At 63.0% G+C, this 18,564-nt stretch carries 22 protein-coding genes; 13 read left to right on the top strand and 9 right to left on the bottom strand.

All coding sequences use genetic code 11. The annotated features are described in order from the left end of the window. Window positions 1–10: 10 nt before the first annotated feature. Genes ACX1DX_RS03405 through ACX1DX_RS03390 form a run of 4 tightly spaced genes read right to left on the bottom strand, consistent with a single transcriptional unit; the run spans window position 11 to window position 3,117 of the window. Complete coding sequence (locus ACX1DX_RS03405; RefSeq protein ID WP_459397662.1) at window positions 11–1,153, bottom strand: alpha/beta hydrolase; 1,143 nt, start codon at window positions 1,151–1,153, stop codon at window positions 11–13. Continuing rightward, window positions 1,150–2,166, bottom strand: a complete 1,017-nt coding sequence (locus tag ACX1DX_RS03400; RefSeq protein WP_459397661.1) for a DUF6545 domain-containing protein — start codon at window positions 2,164–2,166, stop codon at window positions 1,150–1,152. Before ACX1DX_RS03400 ends, ACX1DX_RS03405 begins: the two co-directional genes overlap by 4 nt. Further along, window positions 2,163–2,627, bottom strand: a complete 465-nt coding sequence (locus ACX1DX_RS03395) for a hypothetical protein (protein WP_459397660.1) — start codon at window positions 2,625–2,627, stop codon at window positions 2,163–2,165. Before ACX1DX_RS03395 ends, ACX1DX_RS03400 begins: the two co-directional genes overlap by 4 nt. Window positions 2,628–2,685: 58 nt before the next feature. Next, window positions 2,686–3,117 carry a hypothetical protein gene (locus tag ACX1DX_RS03390; RefSeq protein WP_459397659.1) on the bottom strand — a complete coding sequence of 144 codons (432 nt, stop codon included), beginning with the start codon at window positions 3,115–3,117 and terminating at the stop codon, window positions 2,686–2,688. 389 nt (window positions 3,118–3,506) lie between these two features. On the opposite strand from ACX1DX_RS03390, the gene ACX1DX_RS03385 reads away from it, so the two are divergent. The 8 genes from ACX1DX_RS03385 (at window position 3,507) to ACX1DX_RS03350 (ending at window position 10,635) form a co-directional block, all read left to right on the top strand. Next, window positions 3,507–4,598, top strand: coding sequence for an ArdC-like ssDNA-binding domain-containing protein (locus ACX1DX_RS03385; protein WP_459397658.1), 1,092 nt, complete (start codon window positions 3,507–3,509; stop codon window positions 4,596–4,598). A 17-nt stretch (window positions 4,599–4,615) separates the two neighbouring features. After that, window positions 4,616–5,518: a bifunctional DNA primase/polymerase gene (locus ACX1DX_RS03380; protein ID WP_459397657.1), complete on the top strand. Its 903-nt coding sequence runs from the start codon at window positions 4,616–4,618 to the stop codon at window positions 5,516–5,518. Next, a complete protein-coding gene (locus tag ACX1DX_RS03375) occupies window positions 5,515–6,129 on the top strand; it encodes a DUF2637 domain-containing protein (RefSeq protein ID WP_459397656.1) in 615 nt (204 codons plus the stop codon). Before ACX1DX_RS03380 ends, ACX1DX_RS03375 begins: the two co-directional genes overlap by 4 nt. 461 nt (window positions 6,130–6,590) lie before the next feature. Next, complete coding sequence (locus ACX1DX_RS03370) at window positions 6,591–7,448, top strand: hypothetical protein (protein WP_459397655.1); 858 nt, start codon at window positions 6,591–6,593, stop codon at window positions 7,446–7,448. Beyond that, window positions 7,445–8,461, top strand: a complete 1,017-nt coding sequence (locus ACX1DX_RS03365) for a ParB N-terminal domain-containing protein (protein ID WP_459397654.1) — start codon at window positions 7,445–7,447, stop codon at window positions 8,459–8,461. The genes ACX1DX_RS03370 and ACX1DX_RS03365 overlap by 4 nt, the downstream gene beginning before the upstream one ends. 30 nt (window positions 8,462–8,491) lie before the next feature. After that, window positions 8,492–9,175: a hypothetical protein gene (locus ACX1DX_RS03360; RefSeq protein WP_459397653.1), complete on the top strand. Its 684-nt coding sequence runs from the start codon at window positions 8,492–8,494 to the stop codon at window positions 9,173–9,175. Window positions 9,176–9,187: 12 nt separating this feature from the next. Next, complete coding sequence (locus tag ACX1DX_RS03355) at window positions 9,188–10,372, top strand: M23 family metallopeptidase (protein WP_459397652.1); 1,185 nt, start codon at window positions 9,188–9,190, stop codon at window positions 10,370–10,372. Further along, window positions 10,342–10,635, top strand: coding sequence for a DUF6112 family protein (locus ACX1DX_RS03350; RefSeq protein ID WP_459397651.1), 294 nt, complete (start codon window positions 10,342–10,344; stop codon window positions 10,633–10,635). Before ACX1DX_RS03355 ends, ACX1DX_RS03350 begins: the two co-directional genes overlap by 31 nt. A gap of 146 nt (window positions 10,636–10,781) precedes the next feature. On the opposite strand, the gene ACX1DX_RS03345 is transcribed toward ACX1DX_RS03350, so the two are convergent. The 3 genes from ACX1DX_RS03345 to ACX1DX_RS03335 are packed head-to-tail and all read right to left on the bottom strand — an operon-like array spanning window position 10,782 to window position 12,714. Then, window positions 10,782–11,564, bottom strand: coding sequence for a hypothetical protein (locus ACX1DX_RS03345; protein WP_459397650.1), 783 nt, complete (start codon window positions 11,562–11,564; stop codon window positions 10,782–10,784). Between the two features lie 5 nt (window positions 11,565–11,569). Continuing rightward, window positions 11,570–12,049, bottom strand: coding sequence for a hypothetical protein (locus ACX1DX_RS03340; protein WP_459397649.1), 480 nt, complete (start codon window positions 12,047–12,049; stop codon window positions 11,570–11,572). Beyond that, on the bottom strand, window positions 12,046–12,714 hold the full coding sequence (locus tag ACX1DX_RS03335; protein ID WP_191719926.1) for a GTPase domain-containing protein: 669 nt from the start codon (window positions 12,712–12,714) through the stop codon (window positions 12,046–12,048). The genes ACX1DX_RS03340 and ACX1DX_RS03335 overlap by 4 nt, the downstream gene beginning before the upstream one ends. 127 nt (window positions 12,715–12,841) lie before the next feature. On the opposite strand from ACX1DX_RS03335, the gene ACX1DX_RS03330 reads away from it, so the two are divergent. Beyond that, window positions 12,842–13,237: a transposase gene (locus ACX1DX_RS03330; RefSeq protein ID WP_042540833.1), complete on the top strand. Its 396-nt coding sequence runs from the start codon at window positions 12,842–12,844 to the stop codon at window positions 13,235–13,237. Then, window positions 13,155–13,736 (top strand): IS5 family transposase, encoded by a 582-nt coding sequence (locus tag ACX1DX_RS03325; RefSeq protein WP_459397648.1) that lies wholly within the window; start codon window positions 13,155–13,157, stop codon window positions 13,734–13,736. Before ACX1DX_RS03330 ends, ACX1DX_RS03325 begins: the two co-directional genes overlap by 83 nt. A 339-nt stretch (window positions 13,737–14,075) precedes the next feature. On the opposite strand, the gene ACX1DX_RS03320 is transcribed toward ACX1DX_RS03325, so the two are convergent. Further along, window positions 14,076–15,212 carry an HAD-IIA family hydrolase gene (locus ACX1DX_RS03320; RefSeq protein ID WP_231567546.1) on the bottom strand — a complete coding sequence of 379 codons (1,137 nt, stop codon included), beginning with the start codon at window positions 15,210–15,212 and terminating at the stop codon, window positions 14,076–14,078. Between ACX1DX_RS03320 and ACX1DX_RS03315 the strand changes: the two genes are divergently transcribed. From ACX1DX_RS03315 to ACX1DX_RS03305, 3 genes are read left to right on the top strand one after another with little or no spacing between them, the layout of a single operon-like run. Then, window positions 15,211–15,657: an RpiB/LacA/LacB family sugar-phosphate isomerase gene (locus ACX1DX_RS03315; protein WP_042540839.1), complete on the top strand. Its 447-nt coding sequence runs from the start codon at window positions 15,211–15,213 to the stop codon at window positions 15,655–15,657. The genes ACX1DX_RS03320 and ACX1DX_RS03315 overlap by 2 nt on opposite strands. Further along, complete coding sequence (locus tag ACX1DX_RS03310) at window positions 15,654–16,505, top strand: transketolase (RefSeq protein WP_042540841.1); 852 nt, start codon at window positions 15,654–15,656, stop codon at window positions 16,503–16,505. Before ACX1DX_RS03315 ends, ACX1DX_RS03310 begins: the two co-directional genes overlap by 4 nt. Beyond that, window positions 16,495–17,433 carry a transketolase family protein gene (locus ACX1DX_RS03305; protein ID WP_042540843.1) on the top strand — a complete coding sequence of 313 codons (939 nt, stop codon included), beginning with the start codon at window positions 16,495–16,497 and terminating at the stop codon, window positions 17,431–17,433. Before ACX1DX_RS03310 ends, ACX1DX_RS03305 begins: the two co-directional genes overlap by 11 nt. On the opposite strand, the gene ACX1DX_RS03300 is transcribed toward ACX1DX_RS03305, so the two are convergent. Next, window positions 17,430–18,431, bottom strand: coding sequence for an IS481 family transposase (locus ACX1DX_RS03300; protein WP_292679906.1), 1,002 nt, complete (start codon window positions 18,429–18,431; stop codon window positions 17,430–17,432). The genes ACX1DX_RS03305 and ACX1DX_RS03300 overlap by 4 nt on opposite strands. Between the last annotated feature and the right edge of the window lie 133 nt (window positions 18,432–18,564).

Raw genomic sequence — 18,564 nt, 5'->3', positions numbered from 1 at the left:
TCGGCGCCAGTCAGGCGGTCATGAGATCCGACAACCAGGAGCTGACGGCAGAACGCCAGCGCGTCCGGTCGGAGTTCCATGCAAGCGTGTGCCCTGCGTCAAAAGATTCCAGTTGGACAAGGTCAGGACGTCGATCGCGAAGTGCTTCCGAGACGTTGATAGGAGCTGAGTCATCCCTGGCGCTGTGAAGGATCAGCATGGGCACGGTGAGTTCTTCGGCGCGCCGCACCCAATCAAACTCCCTGAGCGGGATGGAACCCGGCAGCCCGACCATGCGAGCGAGCCAGCCAAGCATCAACCACGGGGTGGCGAGATAGCCTGCGGCTGCGGGCAAACCGCTGCGCGCGCAGTTCGCTTTGATCACCTCGGCCCAGTCGAGAACCGGAGAATCCAGGACCAGCCCCGCGACCACCCCGGGATCTCGCATGCGGCTGGCAACTCGTAGCGCGATCGCGGCACCCATCGACCAACCAAAAAGCACAATCCGCTGTGCGCCATTCTGGATCGCGTAGTCCACCGCGGCTTCGGTATCCTCGGTCTCCGTGAAGCCAAGCATTGAGCGCCCGGTACCGAACCGGGGCCCCTCGCCGTCGTTGCGATAGCTGATGACGAGCGATGTGAAGCCCATCTCCGCGGCTATCTGCGCACCGCGCAACGTTCCGGCCCGACTGCTCCCCAGACCATGGATGTGGATAGCCCAGGTCGCGCGGTCCTCTTCTCCCTCAATGAGCCATGCCGAAGCTGCGCCAGCAGGTGTGTTGATCGGGATCTCCCTGGCGCTGAGGCCCGCATCGGCTGGGTTTGCGAAGTAGATCCCGCTCCATGAGAAGCGGTCTCCAGCGGAAGGTAGGAGATCGTTTGCCGCATCCGTCACAACCCGGGCGATCTGGTCAGAGCCTCGGTCGAGCACTTCGTCGGATATTCGCACCCATTCGCCCGTCTCGAACCACAGGTTGTAGGCACCGCGCGCGGCAGTCTGGCGTGTGCGGTCGAGGACCAGCAGTCGCCGATCTCCATCAACCTCCACGTCGCGGATGGTCAGGTCGAAGTTCCTTGGGCCTACCGGTGCGGTCAGCCTCCGGGCGATTGTCCACCCGAGACTCAGACCTCCCGCGGTAAGCAGCGCCGCGCCCGCAGCGATGATCCGTCTCATACCTGTCCTCGTTCGCGTGCAGGGCGACCAGGCACAGACTCAAGTGCGCCGCGCGCATCAGCCCCCAAGAGGTGAGCCTCGGCTCGCTCCAGCAATGCACGATCGGGTCCAGTGACTTCGAAAGAGACGCGTGGATCGATCATGGCGTCACGGATCTCGACGATCTCGCGGTGGAGGCGTACCTCTGGGTCATCCAGGCTCGACCCGAGCGAGTTCGTGCCGCTGAGTCCCGGCCGCACGAGTGTTGCTCGACGCCAGAGCGGCTCCAGATCTCTCACCATCTCAGCTGTCTGCGCGCGTCGGGCGCGATCCCGCACGTATCGGACCATTGGTTGCCCTACGAATCCGGCGCACAGAAAGACAAACGCGAGTAGAGATAGCGGCCCATACGTTGCGCCGACCGCGTTCATGAGTTCGAGGTTGCCTGAGATGTGCGCAACGTCCATAACGATCACCACCACGCAGAGTGCGACGCCCGAAGCGGAGCCAATGAACAGCAGCGCTGGCGGAATGCGCTGAATGCCATCACCAAGCCGGAACTGGCGCGTCGCCAGCGCGAGCATCGCGGCAACGACGATCCCGCAATATGTGAAGGCGATGATCGAATACGTCGCTGCCCACGGTTGGGCGCCGAGATCGATCATGAAGTTGACCGTCGTTGGCCCTCGATCGATGAGAGTGAAGGTCACTGAGGCGCCAAAGAGTGCGATGAACAGTGCGGAGCGACCAACGGCTGCGCGCACCAACCGAGGGCGATACTCCCCCGCTTTCATTGCTGCCCGGCCGAGGAAGAAGAGGCCGATCATCAGGAGGCCATCTGAGAGCAGCGTGGCCAGGTTGGTTGCGCCAAGGACTCGATCGACGACGACGTAGATCGCATCGACGTTGAGTGTCATTGCGATAGCGATGGTGAGCGCAGAGTACGTGATACTGCGGTCTGTGCGCCCGCGCCGCAGGATGAGCAGGCTCGCCACCAGCAGCCACATGAGTGCCGCGACGAGCGTCTGGATCATGCGAATATCTCCGAGTAGCGAGACTCCGCGAAGGCCGAACCGCGGATGCCTGCCGCGAGTCGGTCGGCCAATGACTCTGCAGCGATCTCAGTGCCTGTGTCGAGGTCCTGGCGCCTGAGCAAACGTCCGCGAGTGTGCGGTGGGATATCGGGCAGCAGGGCATCCACCTCGGAGCACTCGTCGCCGTCGCAGTGCCCGAGAATCATGTGAGCGAACTCATGCAGAACGAACTGTTGGCGGTGCAGAACCGAGTCGCTGTGGGCATGAAGGATCAGATCCTCAGTATCGGTAGTCAGCCAGACGGCGCAGATGCCATCGTGGTCGCCAAGCTCGGCAAGCTCAACGACGCGCAGCTTCCGTTGTCTGCGCTGCCGCACAGCGTCGAACAAGGCGTCGAAGGTGAAGGCTCCGCCCAGAGCAAGATCCGCGACAGCCGTAGACACGGTCATTTCGATACTCATGCTCTGCTCACCCTCCTTCGAGAGCATCTACCGGCGTTGCTCCGCACCGGGGGCACCGTCACTGCTCGATTGTGTGTGCCATTTCTTCGTCTAGGAATCTGCTGATGGCTTGGAGAGCTTTCGGCGAAATATCTCCAAGGGTGCGGGCTGCGTAGGACTTGACCTTCGCCGCCCGCATTGAGCGCACAAGATCAAGCTGTGCACTTACTCGCGCCGGGACTTCGGCCCCGTCAGAACCGACAAGGAAGTCAGCGTCGACATCGAAGAACGATGCCAGCCCTTCGAATACCTCGGGGTCTTGCACGTACCGATGGCCGTTCACCATGTAGGTCCACCGCGATCTCGACAGGTTAGTGCCGCGTTCGCCTAGGTAGGCGGCGATCTGCGAATACGTGGGTTCGACACCAGACTCGGTGATCGCAACGTCAAGCAGCAGCCGCAGGCGTTTCGCGAGATCCGCAGCGGCGGCTTTGCTCTCATTCTCGGTCATTGGTGCTGACCCCTTCCGTTCGGGACGGGTAGGTATCGGCGACGGTCACCCCGGCGGGGTGTTGCGCATGCTCAATATAGCCGTTGAGCATGCACAAATCAAGGGTTGCGCATGCTCAATTGCCATGTTAGAACGGAAGGCCTAAGCCGTTTGAGCATGCTCAACCTTGTTGATTCGGCGTGAAGGTACCGCTGCTCAAAGAGAGGTGGGCCATGCCCAGATTCGGGGCGATGATGCTCGTTCACCCAGTCGCGCGTAATCACAGCACGCTCATGACATCCCGGCGAGTATGCCGTTCCGCGTCACCGCGACTTGGGCATCCCCGCTCACCTCACAGGTGCATCGCCACACGTTTCCACGACGTGGCATGCCTGAGAGGAGGCCGACCGATGACTTCGATTGACGATCGCCGCGAAGCGCGCGAAGCGAAGCTCGATGAGTTGCACGAGAAGCTGACCGAGGCTGTCGATCAGCTGGTGTCTGGCGAAGACTGGGCCAAGGCACTTGCCTTCGCTGCCCAGTTCCGAAGCCGGTCGTTCAACAACGCGCTTCTGATCTGGATGCAGCACACCGCCGCGCATGAGGCAGGCCTGGTGCCCGATCCGATGCCGTCGTACGTGGCCGGGTACAAACAGTGGCAGCAGCTCGGGCATCAGGTGGAGAAGGGCCAGCCGGGTTACCAAATCCTTGCTCCGGTTACGGGCCGCTTCGCCTCGCCGACCCCATCGGACCAGACCTCATGGCGACGACTCAACCGAAACGAGAAGCCTCGCCCCGGCGAGCAAGTTCGGTCGAAGATGGTCGGCGTCCGTCCCGCGTATGTCTGGGATGCCGCACAGACCTCGGGCGATCCGATCCCGGCACCGCCTACGCCGAAACTGCTGCGGGGTGAGGCTCCTTCGGGCCTCAGAGCTGGAATCACTCGGCAGATCGAAGCAGCCGGATTCCAGCTGCACGCTGTGGCCAATGCAGGCGCGATCTATGGTGCGAACGGCGTGACCAACTACGGGGAGAAAACCGTGAGCGTCCGCGATGACATGGACCCGGCCGCCCAGGTGAAGACGCTGGCTCACGAGCTCGCACATGTCCTCATGCACGGCCCCGACCAGGGAGATGCACGTCAGCACCGAGGTATTGGTGAAGTCGAGGCCGAGTCGGTAGCGCTCATGGTGGGCGCGGCGCACGGCATGAACACCACCGGCTACACGATTCCCTATGTCTCGACGTGGGCGGCTCAAGTCGATGGGGATGAACCGTCGAAGGTCGTTCGGGCAACGGGCGAGCGAGTCCGTGCGACGGCGATGAAGATTCTCGATCAGCTCGACACGCAAATGACCGGTGACGGCACACCTCCGGGGCTTGAGCGGGACTCGCCTCGTCAAGGCTCCAAGGCAGTCGAACGCACGGGCGCCTCACCCTCAACCACGGCCACCGCGGCGTCACAACAGGTGGCGTTGGCCGACGTGCGAGGGCTGCGATGAATGCGCCGGAAGCATTCGTGACGACGCTCGATCACATTGGTCGCGGGGTCTCCCTCCGTCAGAGCGCGCTCGCGTTCGCAGCATCCGGCGTCCCCGTGTTTCCCTGCACCGCGGGCGGGAAGCGCCCCGCCGTTGCGGGAGGGTTCCTTTCGGCCAGCAGCGAGCCCGAGTCGGTTCATCGCTGGTGGGCCGCGATGCCGTCAGCAAATATCGGGATGCCGACTGGCGCTGCCACGGGCCTCGTCGTGGTGGACGTCGACGTGCACAGCTCCGTCAACGGTTACGACGCACTCGATGGTGCCCAGCGTGCCGGGCTGCTTGAAGGTTGGGAAGCCGCCGTCAGGACTCCGTCCGGCGGGCTGCACCTCTTCTTCCCAGCAGACAGGAATAGCGAGCAGCGCTCATGGCAATCCGCGCGGACCGGAATCGACTTTCGTGGCGACGGAGGCTATGTCATCGTCCCACCGTCTGAGCGCACCCTCGCCGGGTTGACGCACCGATACGAGATCCTCCAGTTGGCTGGTGGACCAGGTCGTCCTCTCGACTCGCAGCAGCTCCACGACTATCTCGATCCGCCGCAACGTAACGAGGCACGTCGAAGTCCGCGGTCGGCGCAACAGCCAGTTGACGTGCAACGGCTGGCCGATTGGGTTGCGCGACTCCAAGAAGGCGAACGCAACCATGGGCTCTTCTGGGCCGCGTGCAAGATGGCAGAGCAGATGGTGCCGAACAGCGAGGCGCTCGACGCCCTCAGCACTGCCGCCGAACAGGCCGGTCTCAGCCAGCGAGAAGCCGCGACTACCGTCCGGTCTGCATACCGGGCAGTGCAGGGTGCATCTCCGCAGCGATCGATACGCGCCAACACAAAAACGTCGTGTGATCGCCCACCGCCCGCGTCACACCCACGGGCACTGGCATGAGTGATTTCAACGCGCGACGATGGGCTGTCATGACGGCCGTCGCGGGCACCGTCTTCATTGCCGCGGGAGCTTTCTGGCTGTCATTCACCTCGCTTGCGGACCTTGCCGCCCGTTCAGGGATTGGTGCCGGGCAAGCGTGGGCGTGGCCGCTCATTGTCGACGGCGTCATCGTCGTATCGACCGTCGCCGTCGTCGCGCTGGCCGGAGCCCGAGCCGCCTGGTACCCCTGGACTCTGCTGGCTGGCGCCGCGGCCGTGTCGGTGACAGCCAATTCGATTCACGCGGTTGTCGCGGCGGATGCCGATGTGCCGAGCTTTCTCGCCGCGGCGGTGGCGGCGGTTCCACCGCTGGTCTTGCTGGCGATCACTCACCTCACAGTGCTCCTCATCCGTATTCCCGAGCGACCCGAAGCTGCTCGCAAGACCATGACGCAGACCACGCCCCAGGATTCTGCGATGGCTTTGCGCGCGGACGGGTGGTCGAACAAGAGGATCGCGCGTGAGCTGAGTGTGCACCCTTCGACTGTGGGCCGCTGGTTCGCAAACAACCCGCTCGATCAGGAGCGCAATGTGCCCGCATTCGCAACGCCGCACAAGGAGGGATTGAAATGAGCGAAGAAGAAAAGGACGGCGCCGCTGTCGCTGCCAGTGAGAATTCCGTGAGGACGACGAGCGCTCCGAAAGCAGTTGAGGCAGCGAGCGTTCAAGGTCATAGTCGTAGCGCTGGAATCGACCCCGCTTTCTACCGCGGTCGTGGAGTCGAGTGGGTGCGTCCGACTGATCTGATGGTGCGCGGTGGTTCGCGCGTTGCCGGGGCAGGGATCAATTTCCAGGCCGAGCTTCGACGTCGCACGTACCAGGCGACCGCGACCAGCGCCCGCGGCATCGCGGAGCGAGCCCGGCACCTCCCGCCGTTGTCCGCGTTCGGACATGGCAGCTCCCGACGAGGGGCCGAGCGCGGCGCGATCGGGACCCCCTGATCGTCGGGCACGGCATCTCATGGGCACTTCGCTGACATCCAGGACCCCGCTGGGGAGCGGGCGCGCACCTGCTTGCCAGGAGGTGCCCACACCATGACCGATAACAACAGCCCGGCGCCGCAGCCACGCGAGGACTATACGACGAGCGAGGGGCTTCGCGCCTTACTGCATCGACTGCACGACACGGGTGCCCACGCGTGGAAGCACGATCGCGTCGCTGCTGAACTCGCAGCATTCGCCGCGGAGAAGTATGCCGCATTGGCTCGCAAGCATGGCCTGGATCCGTGGGAGGCCGCATCGGCAGCATTCGACGTGATGAGAACTCGATCCGCTCGCGAGGCCATCGATCCTTGGGCTGTGGTCACCCGTGGCGTCCAAGTCACCTGCATCGCCGAGGAACGCGGGCAGGGCTTGCTCTGCGCGACGCATCAAGCACGTCGCCCGCAGGTATCTGCGTTTCACGACCCCGAGCGTTTTGCCGACCGTGAAAATCCACTGGCCGACTATCACCCAGCGTTCCACGTCATCGATCGGTATCCCATTATCGAAGACGCGAACCCCGACGCTGCGCGCGACACCGACGCAGCTCGGCGCGCGATCGACCGCGCGATCACACTGTTCACGACCTTGGGGTGGCCCGAAGACACCGCGCGGGCCGCGATCGAGCATGTGTGCAGCGCGGTGGCACGGATCGGATCTCGGCAAAGTGCGTACGAGCTGCTGCGCCGAGACAAGCACGCGAGAGCGCTTCTCGACTTGCCCGCCGACTCCTGGTCGTCGCTTCTGCACGTGCTGCTTGGGCATCCCCATCCTGCTTATCGAGCGACGAGCACCGGTCGCGGTATCCTGCTCCGCCTGCTCGTCGGCGAGACACTCCCGACGCTTCTCAGTGACGACGACCTGGTAATGGTTGTGGCGATGTCGACGCCCATTTACGGGAGCACGCGATGAGTGCACGTGACGGTCATATCGAGCTGGACCGGGCCGTCGACTCGATCCAGGTCGGACGCCGTCACCGCACTGGGTTCGGCGACCTCGGATTGCTCTCCGCGTCGATCGAGCGCGATGGTCTGCTGCAGCCGATCACAGTCACCCCTGATGGGATCCTGGTCTGCGGAGCGCGACGATTGGCGGCGATCAAGCAGCTCGGATGGCAGCACGTCAAGGTCTGGGTGCGGTCCGGCATCTCGGGGGATCTCGCGCACCTCCTTGCCGAGCAGGACGACAACGTGCTGCACAAGCCGCTCACCCAGCTGGAGAGTGCCGCGCTCTATCGGGAGATCAAGACGCTGATGGCTGAGGATGCCGCTCGCCGTCAGAAAGCTTCACGGTTCAGCCACGAAAACCAGCCGGGAACTGACGGTGACGCAAATTTTGCGGCACCGTCAGAGTCGCTCGGAGATTCGCGGGCGCAGGCCGCCTCGATGATCCCGGATGGCGCGTCACACACCACGCTGGAGAAGATCAACTACCTGCAGCAACTCGCTGACGATGAGAACCAGACAGAGTCGGTGCGAGCGGGCGTCGCAGCCGAGCTTGAACTCATTGGGTCCGGCGCACCCGTGCATCCCAGTTATGAACGCGCACGGCAGCTCGTGTTGGGGGCTCAGGCAGACGTACCGGACGAAGACGTGGCGCAGCTGGCGGAGGCCGCGCTGGCACGTATCAAGAGCATGCCGCATCAGAAGCGCCATACCTCGCCGATACCCAGAATGGCAGCTATCGACAGCGACGAGCCCTGGCCAGTTCGGGCGTTCGTGGTGACGTGGAACGAACTCGATGGGTGGTGGCGACACTTTGAGGTCGACGACCTCGTCCGCCAGCTCGGCGATGCAGAAGTCGAGATGTTCCTCCGTGTCGTTGACGCGACTTCACACTTTGCCGAACAACTCCGAAGTGCGCTCGATGCCGAGGATGCAGGTTCCGACTCAACAGCATCAAGAGGCAACCTTCGCGCGATCTGATGACGGGCTGGTGCTGCGCACCTGCCCGATATGAAGCTCCCCACCGCGCTCCGCTCACGACGCACACTAGTCGCTTTCATCACCGCTTTGATAGCGGTGATCCTCGTCACAGGTGTTGGCGTCTACGGGATCATCATCGGCTCCCGCGAAACCACGGCTCCAATCGGTCCGTCACCGTCGAGCACTGCACCAGCAGCGCAACCGTCGCGTGAGTCACCGGTCCAGCCGTCTCGGATTCCGGCTATCCCCCACAGCACCGATGCGGAGACCTTCTCGCGCGGCGTCGCGACGGCGCTGTTCACCTGGGACACCGGCAGTGGGTTCCTGCCGCTGGACTATGCCGAAGTCATCCTCGATGTCGCCGACCCCACCGGAACCGAGCAGCCGGGGCTCGCAGCCGACATTGCAACATACTTGCCCACCCAGGGCGCGTGGGCACAGCTGCGACAGTACGCGACGAGCCAACGCTTGGAAATCACGTCCGCGCACGTGCCGGATACCTGGGCCAACGCGCTCGCTCAGGCTCGCCCTGGCCAGCTCCCCGCAGGCGCCACCGCATTCACGATCGCGGGAATCCGCCATCGCTCCGGTCTCTGGAACGGGGACCAAGTCAGCGCTGAGCAAGAGGTCGCGTTCACGGTCTTCATCGCGTGCCCGCCCGATGACAGTTGCTACGTCTTGCGGCTCTCACAGCTGAACAATCCGCTGCGTTAGGAAGACCAGCTCATGATGAAGAAGCTCGCGATCGCAGTCGTCGCCCTGATGTTCTTGGCTCCAACGCTAGGGCTCGTCACCGTCGGCCTCGTGATAAATCCCGCCGTTATTGCGTGTCTCTCCTCGTCAGGACTCACCTTGGGCAACGTGCCGAACTCTCTCGTGGTGACAACAGCGAATGGTGAGACGTTCACGCTCAACAAGCAGCAGCTGACTCACGCGGCAACGATCATCACCGTGGGCTCACGGATCGAGGGCGTCACCCGAGATGACGTCCAGATCGCGCTCATGGCTGCGCTCACCGAGTCGACGCTGCGGCAGCTCGCGAACACGGGCACCTACCCGGAATCCGGGGGCTATCCGAACGATGGAAACGGGTCCGACCACGACTCGCTCGGCCTGTTTCAAATGCGCCCACAATCGGGCTGGGGATCCGTAGCTGAGCTGATGGACCCCGAGTATCAAGCTGCTGCGTTCTTTGGCGGACCGTCCGGCCCCAACTATCCCTCGCCCCGCGGCCTTCTCGACATTCCTGGATGGCAGAGCATGGGTAAAGGCGAAGCCGCTCAGGCGGTCGAGGTGTCTGCCTATCCTGACCGGTACAACAACTACAAGCCCGTCGCCGAGATGATCCTCACGACCCTCACGAGCGGCACATCGACCTCGTCGACGACTGCCCCGTCTCCGGCTGACGCCGTGGCCGGATCCTCGCACGTCGTGTTCCCGTTGCCGGAAGGTACCTGGGTGCTCACTGGTGACTTCGGGCCCCGCTTTGACCCCATCACCGGAGAGAGGGCCTTCCACTCGGGCACCGACCTTGCTGCCGCTGACGGAACACCCATCCTCGCAGCAGCGGATGGTGTCGTGACAGTCGCGGAGTTCTCTGGCGGCTATGGCGGACTCGTCGTGATTGAGCACCGCATCGATGGCGAGACCATCGCGACCGCCTACGCGCATATGTGGGAGAACGGCATCCACGCCACCGTCGGAGAACACGTCATCGCTGGTCAACACATCGGTGAGGTCGGCTCGTCTGGACACTCCACCGGTCCGCACCTTCACTTCGAAGTCCGGCCGGGTGGCACGAATACTGAGGCGGTCGATGCGGCGAAGTGGCTCAACGATCACGATGCCGCTAACCTTCCGGAAGCCACCGCAGGAGCCGGATGCTCGGCAATGACGGGCGGCTTGTCGTGAATGTGTTTCCGGATTTCGGCAGCATGAGCGGTATCGGCGATCTCAAGGTTGTCATCGGGGCGATGCTCACGATCATCCTGATTTTTGCTGTCCTCATGATCATCATCAGCGCAATCATCTGGGCCATCGCCACCTCCACTGGCAACCCTGGGGCCGCCGCGAAGGCACGCGCCGGGGTCCTCGTCGCGCTGGGTGCCGCGGTCCTCGCTGGCGGTGGCGTGACGTGGATGAACTGGCTCATTCAGTTGGGTGAGCAGCTGTGATGTCTCTACCCAACGCTGGTGGCGACCGCGTTGCCTCCAGATGGCTTTACGAGATCATTCGTCGCGCACATCGGCTCTACCAGGTTCCTGGTCAAGCGTTCAGCCTCAACGCCGTGACCACTGGCTCCAGCATTTTCGTGCTCGGCCTAATTCTTCAACCAAACGATCTCGGTCGTGACCTCAATCGAACTGATCGATTCAACGGCCCGTGTAAACAGACCGCCGCCACCAAGCTTCATACCCAGATTCGTCGTCAGCTCGAGGCCCGCTTTAAGACTTCGGGTTGATTCGCGAAGACCATTCATCTTCACTCTGTGAGTCCGTACGGGGTTACCTGCTGCACAGAGGTCGATAAGGCCCAACACGTCCGGGTCGTTCGCTAGGCGTCGCTCCAGCATGAATGCCCGCGCCGCTTCGACATCAACAGGCTTGCCAGCGAGGTCGGTTGCAGCCTCAAATCGCCCTTCCAACCGGTTCTTGATCGTACGAGCGAACTTAGCATCGGCCTTTGTGACCTTCAAATTCGCTTTGAGATCGCCAGCAGCGTCCGACTTATCCTGCTCAATTTCCACCTTCAAAAACTTGATGGAAGACGCGCCAAGATGTGCAGCAATAGAAGCTAGGTGGTAGTACTTCGCTTTGACGAATGTTTCTAAAGCATCGTCCGCATACTCGTATGAAGTTGGATCGTATGGATTCCGAACCAATAACTGATCAGTCGCCATGAGATCACGATCAATAAGCTGTTCCCTCACGGCAACCACACGCTCGGCCTGGGCGACAGGGTCAGCCGAATAGGGGACAACGAGCGAGTCTGGAGTCTCTAGGAGGTATGCCTTGCGTTCGTCGTTCGCGATGTTGCGATAAGTGCGGTCGGACACGACGACCGCTACACGAGGGGCAGGCATGGATTGCTCAGACAAGTTCACTCTGTTCATTGTTTGGGTAATGCGGTGACAATAAAAATAGCGGCCGCGATCACAACGCCAGCCACGATGATGACGCTTCCACCGAGGATGATCCTCCGGTGAGTCAAATATGACGAATGCACGTCAGTAGCGAGCTGAATCACTTCCCGTATTCCCGTTGCGTCCACATCGCGGTGGATTGCGCGGACTCCTTTGACCGCAGCGGCGACTGCCGCATCCAGGTTGCCCTTCGCGCGATCCATGTCGACGACAACTGTGATGGGCGAGCCGTCTTGATCGTCATCGGTGTCGTCGAATACAAGGCGGGCGACACCGTGCGAGTATCGGAGTTCAAAGCCGCCAATCTGAATCGGATTTGCGCTCGCCGCCGCTCTCCCGCGCTCGCGAAGCTCCGAGAACTTTGGGTGGTCGTTCCCAACCACCGCACCATTCACCGCGGACTCAAGCCCCTGGCGGCCCGATGCTTGCGCGTAGACCGCAATCACTTCAGATACCTCGCAATCCGCTCAACCAGCTTGGTGGCACCATCCTTCGCCACCTGGCTGCCGATGACGATGTCGGCCTTCCCCAGCTTCACAGAGCCCTGGCGTATTGGCGTTGAATTGCGCACTCGATCCTCGAAGTCACCATCGTCGCTGTAAGTGGCATCGCGATCGGCAAAGACCCCGACGAGGATCACCTTCGGTGCTGCGTTTCGACTTCGAAGCTCTTCGAACCAGTCTCCGAGGTGATCAAGATGTTCCTCAACCAGCTTTGTCTCCGATACATCGCCACTCACAATGAGGTCAGACCGAAACAGGTACCAGACAAAGTCAGCTGCCTCGAACGCCTCACGCCAGTCCTTGTACGCGGGGATAGTGTGTCCTGGCAAGTCTTGCGGAACTGAAAACTTGACTTCACCTTTGCCAGGAAGCTGGAGCGTGAACTGTCCGCCCGGCAACGGATCCGGAGTGCGCTCCCGGCGCTCGGGAAGCTTGCCCTCTATCAGAAAGTGCAGGAGCGTCGACTTTCCAACTTCCTGCCGCCCGAGTATGGCGATGCTCTTGTCCCTGAGTGCCTTGCGGGTACTCCTCACGATTGCCGGAACGGTAATCGCAGCAACCAGAATGCTGACACCAACGATGGCTACCGGGATGAGTGGAAACGGCATCGTCTACCTCGTCCTTCCTGACTGCTCCATTGGCATCGCGGAACGGAACGTCCGAGCACCGCATCGCTGTGAGTCTACTAGGGCGTGTCTGACAAAGGTTCGGGTGGCTGGCTGCGAGCCTGAAAGCATGTCTCGTTTTCGGATGCTTTCGGATGCTCAGTGGTCGCTGATCGAGCCGATGCTGCCACGTCCGACGGGGCGTCCGGGTCGGAAGTTCTCGGATGCGCGGACGATGGTCGAGGGCATCGTCTACCGGTACCGGACTGGCCTCGCATGGCGGGATCTGCCGCCGGTGTTCGGGCCGTGGCAGACGGTGTGGACGTGGCATCGGCGGATGGCGTTCGACGGGACGTGGGATCGGGTAGCGGCGATGATCACGGCAGCAGCAGACGCGGCGGGCCTGATTGATTGGTCGCTGTCGGTGGACTCCACGATTGCTCGTGCGCATCAGCACGCAACGAGCATCACCCGCCTCACAGGGGGCTGGATCGAGTTACAAGAATCTGCAGGTCGAGCCGCCTGATCACGGCATCGGCCGCTCCAGGGGTGGCCTGTCGACGAAGATCCATCAGCTCGTCGATGGCAATGGGCTGCCTCTGGTCACTCTGGTCACGCCAGGGCAGGCCGGGGACTCTCCGATGTTCCTGCCGCTGATGGGACATCTGCGGGTCGGGCGCGAAACGGGCCGGCCCCGCACCCGTCCGGACGCGGTGCGGGGCGACAAAGCGTACTCATCCCGCGCGATCCGTTCTCACCTTCGAGGCCGAGGCATCAAAGCTGTGATTCCCGAGCCCGACGATCAGAAAGGACACCGCAAACGTCGCGGCTCACGCGGCGGCAGACCCGTCGGTCTCGACGCCGCCGACTACCGGAACCGGAACGTCATCGAGCGCGGCTACTGCCGCATCAAGCAATGGCGAGGCCTCGCCACCCGCTACGACAAACTCGCCGTTATCGACCGCGCCGCCGTCGTCCTCAACACCGTCATCGCATGGACCAAACCTTTGTCAGACACGCCCTAGCCCGAGTCGATGTCCGCATTTTGAGCCGGATCGCTGATTGACACGTACGTGTCAGCGGTGTGGGGCACGTGGTGATGGAGCGCTCCGGTGCGAAAGCCACTGCCATCATGTGATGTCGTAGACCATCGGGTCGAAATCCACGAACTCGGGGCAACTGCCGTCCTAGCCATGAGTTCCCCTTCCGTCTACTCATCCAGCAAACGCCGCCCATCCGACGGGCGACGGAGCACTCTCCCGCGCTGTAACCGACGTCAGCCCTCCGGCGAGGGGGATGTTGTGCTGTTGCGGATCTTCGCAGAGCAGGAGGTCGGCAGGTGCTGATGAGTGACGTACCGGCCGTCAGTCGAGGGCCGCGGTGATGACGTCGTGGAGCTCGGTGTCGAGCTTGAGGCTGTCGAATGCTGCGGCATATTCCCAGATGAGAGCGGCTGTGGCTCGGATGACATTCATCGGCTCGTTTCCTGGCGTGACGAGGCGAACACGTTGTCCTTCAGCCGCGACCACCGCGTTGGAGACGGTCGATGTCAGGAACTGGTCGTTGCGCGTGAGCCGGGTGGAGGGGTACGGCAGGGTGAGATCGCGCAGGTCGCGCAAGATGAAGTCGGGGCGTGCATCGGGGGGTGCAGCGAAGACATCGCGTGGCCGGCTGATGCCGGTGAGGACGAGAGCGCTACTCATCTCGGATCGTCTTGCGCCTCTGATGTCTGTGTCGATCCTGTCGCCGATGAACAGCCATCGGGAGCCGGGGAATCGCTCGCGGGCGGCGTCGAAGAGCGCCGTCTCGGGCTTTCCGGCAGCGAGAGGTTCGCGGTTGACGACAGCGCGGATGGCAGCGACGAGTGCTCCGTTGCCAGGCGCCAGTCCGCGCTCGAGCGGGAGGGCGGTGTCGAGGTTTGTGGCGACCCACGGGATCCCGGAGGCGAGAGCGTAAGTAGCTTCGGCCAGGTCAGTCCAGCTCACGTGTTGTGAGAAACCTTGGACGACCGCGTCGGGGTGCTCGTCCGCCGTGCGAACAAGTCGGTACCCCGCCCCTTCGAGCACCATCGTCAACCCCGGACCGCCGACGGCCAACAGCGGCGCCCCCGGCTCAACCACATTCGATAGGAGCAGCAGCGTCGCCTGAGGCGAGGTGACGACATCATCCGCGTCGGCGTGCAGTCCCATTGTCGTCAGCTGTTCGGCTACGTCCGCCGGCAGCCGGGAGGCGTTGTTCGTCAGGAACCCCACCGTCTTACTTTCTCGCGCCGAGTTCAGAGCGGTGATGGCATGCGGTATGGGTGCTGCGCCGCGGTACACGACTCCGTCGAGGTCGGAGAGAATAACGTCCGCACTATCGAGCGGTGTGGGGTGGGCATCTCTGGCCATGCTGTCTCCCAGTTCGATGGGCGGACCATCCAGTCCGATCTTCCATCTTACGTCGATTCGGTCTATCCTCAGATATACAAGCCTATACAGGTATAGATAGGAGACATGCATGTTGATTGGAATTGGCTGCGACCCGAACGCAACAACCCTCAAGGATGCCGTCGCTGATTACCTTCGTGAGCTCGGCCACGAGGTTCGCGATTTCGGCTCCGACGACCCCCTATATCCGAAGACGGCCATTGCGGTGGCGGAAAGCGTCGCGGCGAAGGAGGTCGAGCGTGGTGTCGTGATGTGCGGCACCGGCATCGGCGTCTCCATCTCGGCGAATAAGGTTCCCGGCGCATACTGCGCCCTGCTCACGGATGCGTACCAGGCCGAGCGTGCACAGCTAAGCAACGACGCCAACATGGTCGCTTTCGGAGCTCAGGTCACCGGCGTCGAGTCGGTCAAGCGACTCGTTCGCGAGTACCTGTCGGTGTCGTACGTGGAGAACGAGCGGAGTGCGCCGAAGCTCGTCGCTCTGTACGACTACGAAACCGAGAACACTCGCGTATGAATGCCATCCCGCTGCAGATCGAGGCGGAGCTCGCACGCCTCAACGTCCTGCGGATGGTGCGGGCAGGCGGTTCTGGCCACCTCGGCGGGGCGCTCTCGTGCATCGACATCGTGACCGCCTTGTATTTCGCGACCATGCGCGTCAACCCGCAAGCCGCGAAGGACCCGAATCGCGACCGGTTCCTGCTGTCCGCGGGCCACAAAGCAATGGCGCAGTACGCAGTTCTCGGGCGTCGCGGTTACTTCGAGGAGGCGCTGTTCGACACGTACGGCTCTGTCGGCAGCAAACTCGGCGGTCACCCCGACCTTCACAAGCTTCCGGGCATCGAAGCGAATACGGGTGCCCTGGGTCACGGGCTGTCGATTGCTGCAGGGATGGCACTGGGCCTCCGTGCCGCGAGCAACGGAGGACGGGTTTTCACCATCCTTGGGGACGGTGAGCTCCCCGAGGGGGCGAACTGGGAAGGGGCGTCGATTGCTGCGCACCACCGACTCGACAACCTCGTCGCTTTCGTCGATGTCAACGATCTGCAGATTTCCGGGCCGACCGCTGAAGTCATGAACATGGAGCCGATTGCCGACAAGTTCGCGGCGTTCGGGTGGAATACCGTCACCATCGACGGGAACGATATCGATGCCGTCCTCGACGCTGTCAGCGTTGCGGATGGCGAAAAGGGCCGGCCGACCGTTGTCGTTGCTCGCACGACGAAGGCGAAGGGCATCAGCTTCCTGGAGGGAACCCTTGCCTCGCACTACTGGAAGCCGACGGTCGAGGAGCTCGACCGAGCCGAACGTGAAGTGCACGCCCGCATCGACAACCTGCGCGAATGGAACGACCATGGCTGCTGAGACGCTTACTCTTATCGATCCGCGAAAGACCTTCGGGCAAGCAGTGACCGACCTCGCTGCGGACGATGACCGTGTCGTCGTCCTCTCCGCCGACAGCGGGCTGTCGTCGGGGTTCGGCTCATTCCGCGAGCGCTTCCCCGACCGCTACTATGAGTTCGGCATTCAGGAGCACGGAACGACGGGCGTCGCCGCAGGTCTCGCGTCGACCGGCAAGATCCCCGTCTTCGCGGCCATCGCAGCGTTTGTCACCAACCGGAACTACGAAGCATTCCGCAATGACATCGCGTACATGGGTCAGAACGTCAAGATCGTCGGTCGCAACGGAGGGATCACTTACTCCGACCTCGGGCCCACACACTACTCCCTCGAAGACTATGCAATCATCCGCATGCTTCCCGGTGTCGTCGTCCTCTCACCCCAGGACCCCGGAGAGATCCGGGAGGCAGCGAAGGCGATGATTGAGCACGACGGGCCCGTGTACATGCGCATCGGGGGCCCATCGATCCCCGATCTGTTCCCACAGGCACCGTTCACCATCGGGGAAGGGCGGATGATTCGGGAAGGGTCTCGCGCAACGGTCGTCACGACGGGGACCATCACCCCGGAGGTCGTGGTCGCGGTGCAACGGCTCGCGGACGACGGCATCGATGTGGACCTCATCGGGATGCCAACTGTCGAACCTGTTGACGCGGCGCTTATCCGCGCGTCCGCTCATCGCACCGGACGAGTCATCACTGTCGAGGAGCACTACACCCGCGGCGGTCTCTCCGCGGCCGTTGGCGAGGCTCTGGCATCCTCGGGAATTCCCGTGCACGCCATCGGGTTGCCGCATGAGCACATCGTCACCGGTACGTACTCAGGACTGCTTGCTCGATACGCGCTTGACGCCGCGGGACTGGACGAGCGCATTCGGCTGCTCGTCCGCTAGGTGTACTGCCCAGGCAGGTTGTTTGAGATCCGGCTGATGGGCGGGAGCTTCCCGATCGCAGTGTGGGGCCTGTGGTGATTGTAGAAGTGCAGCCAGGCGGGCAGGGCTGCGCGGCGGGCTGATTCGCTGTTGTAGTGCTTCACGTAGGCCCAACCGTCGGCCATAGTGCGATGGAATCGCTCGATCTTCCCGTTCGTCTGCGGACGGTAAGGACGTGTGCGCTTGGGTGTGATGGCGAGCTCGGCGCAGACGCGTCGCCAGGCGTGGGAGCGGTAGGCGGGGCCGTTGTCCGAGAGGACCCGTTCGACGCGGACGCCGCGGTCGGCGAACCAGGACACGGCCCGTTGCAGGACGCCGATCGCGGTCTCGGCGCGTTCGTCGTCGTGGATCTCGGCGTAAGCGACGCGGGAGTGGTCGTCGATGACGGTGTGGACGTAGGCGGTGCCGGTGACCATGTCGCCGGCGATGCCTCGCTTTCCGGTGCGCTTGGCCGTGACTGCTCGGTTGCGGTCGCCTTGGGACCGTCCGACGTAGCGCCAGCCGCCGCCGTCGGGGATGTTGCCGAGCTTCTTCACGTCGACATGGATCAGCGCGCCGGGCTTGTCGTGCTCGTACCGGCGGGCGGGTTCCCCGGTCTTCACATCGACATGCGAGAGCCGGTTCAGTCGACACCGTTTCAGCACCGCGTGGACGGTCGAGGCCGGCATCCCGACGCGGTCGGCGATCTGGACCGGCCCCAGGCGCTTGCGGATCCGCAGGTGCACGATCTTCTTCACACGGTGCGTCGGGGTCTTGTTCGGATGCGCATGCGGGCGCGAGGACCGGTCGGCCATCCCCGCTTCACCGAGCTCTACGTAGCGTCGCGCCCATTTCGCGGCGGTGGGCCAGGAGACACGGAAGTAGTCCGCCGCCGCGGCGACCGTCCACTCCTCGTCGACGATCTTCTGTGCAAGACGGAGCCTTTGGCGCGGGGTGAGCGCCGCGTTAGCGTGAGACACGAGAACCTCCTGGTTCAGAGCGGATGCGGTAGCAGCTCCACTCTGCCGGGAGGTTCTCGTCACATCAGGGAAGCCAGATCAAACAACCTCCCTGGGCAGTACAGCTAGGCGGACCCGCTGTGGTGGACCCCGA

Source organism: Tessaracoccus zhenghani, from assembly GCF_054552775.1.
This window is presented reverse-complemented; position numbering and strand designations above follow the sequence as displayed.

Coding starts and splice junctions, on each gene's coding strand:
- ACX1DX_RS03360 (WP_459397653.1), top strand. CDS start 8,492: ATGAAGCTCCCCACCGCGCTCCGCTCACGACGCACACTAGTCGCTTTC.
- ACX1DX_RS03405 (WP_459397662.1), bottom strand. CDS start 1,153: ATGAGACGGATCATCGCTGCGGGCGCGGCGCTGCTTACCGCGGGAGGT.
- ACX1DX_RS03370 (WP_459397655.1), top strand. CDS start 6,591: ATGACCGATAACAACAGCCCGGCGCCGCAGCCACGCGAGGACTATACG.
- ACX1DX_RS03315 (WP_042540839.1), top strand. CDS start 15,211: ATGTTGATTGGAATTGGCTGCGACCCGAACGCAACAACCCTCAAGGAT.
- ACX1DX_RS03330 (WP_042540833.1), top strand. CDS start 12,842: ATGTCTCGTTTTCGGATGCTTTCGGATGCTCAGTGGTCGCTGATCGAG.
- ACX1DX_RS03395 (WP_459397660.1), bottom strand. CDS start 2,627: ATGAGTATCGAAATGACCGTGTCTACGGCTGTCGCGGATCTTGCTCTG.
- ACX1DX_RS03350 (WP_459397651.1), top strand. CDS start 10,342: ATGCTCGGCAATGACGGGCGGCTTGTCGTGAATGTGTTTCCGGATTTC.
- ACX1DX_RS03335 (WP_191719926.1), bottom strand. CDS start 12,714: ATGCCGTTTCCACTCATCCCGGTAGCCATCGTTGGTGTCAGCATTCTG.
- ACX1DX_RS03310 (WP_042540841.1), top strand. CDS start 15,654: ATGAATGCCATCCCGCTGCAGATCGAGGCGGAGCTCGCACGCCTCAAC.
- ACX1DX_RS03355 (WP_459397652.1), top strand. CDS start 9,188: ATGATGAAGAAGCTCGCGATCGCAGTCGTCGCCCTGATGTTCTTGGCT.
- ACX1DX_RS03365 (WP_459397654.1), top strand. CDS start 7,445: ATGAGTGCACGTGACGGTCATATCGAGCTGGACCGGGCCGTCGACTCG.
- ACX1DX_RS03320 (WP_231567546.1), bottom strand. CDS start 15,212: ATGCATGTCTCCTATCTATACCTGTATAGGCTTGTATATCTGAGGATA.
- ACX1DX_RS03375 (WP_459397656.1), top strand. CDS start 5,515: ATGAGTGATTTCAACGCGCGACGATGGGCTGTCATGACGGCCGTCGCG.
- ACX1DX_RS03390 (WP_459397659.1), bottom strand. CDS start 3,117: ATGACCGAGAATGAGAGCAAAGCCGCCGCTGCGGATCTCGCGAAACGC.
- ACX1DX_RS03305 (WP_042540843.1), top strand. CDS start 16,495: ATGGCTGCTGAGACGCTTACTCTTATCGATCCGCGAAAGACCTTCGGG.
- ACX1DX_RS03385 (WP_459397658.1), top strand. CDS start 3,507: ATGACTTCGATTGACGATCGCCGCGAAGCGCGCGAAGCGAAGCTCGAT.
- ACX1DX_RS03400 (WP_459397661.1), bottom strand. CDS start 2,166: ATGATCCAGACGCTCGTCGCGGCACTCATGTGGCTGCTGGTGGCGAGC.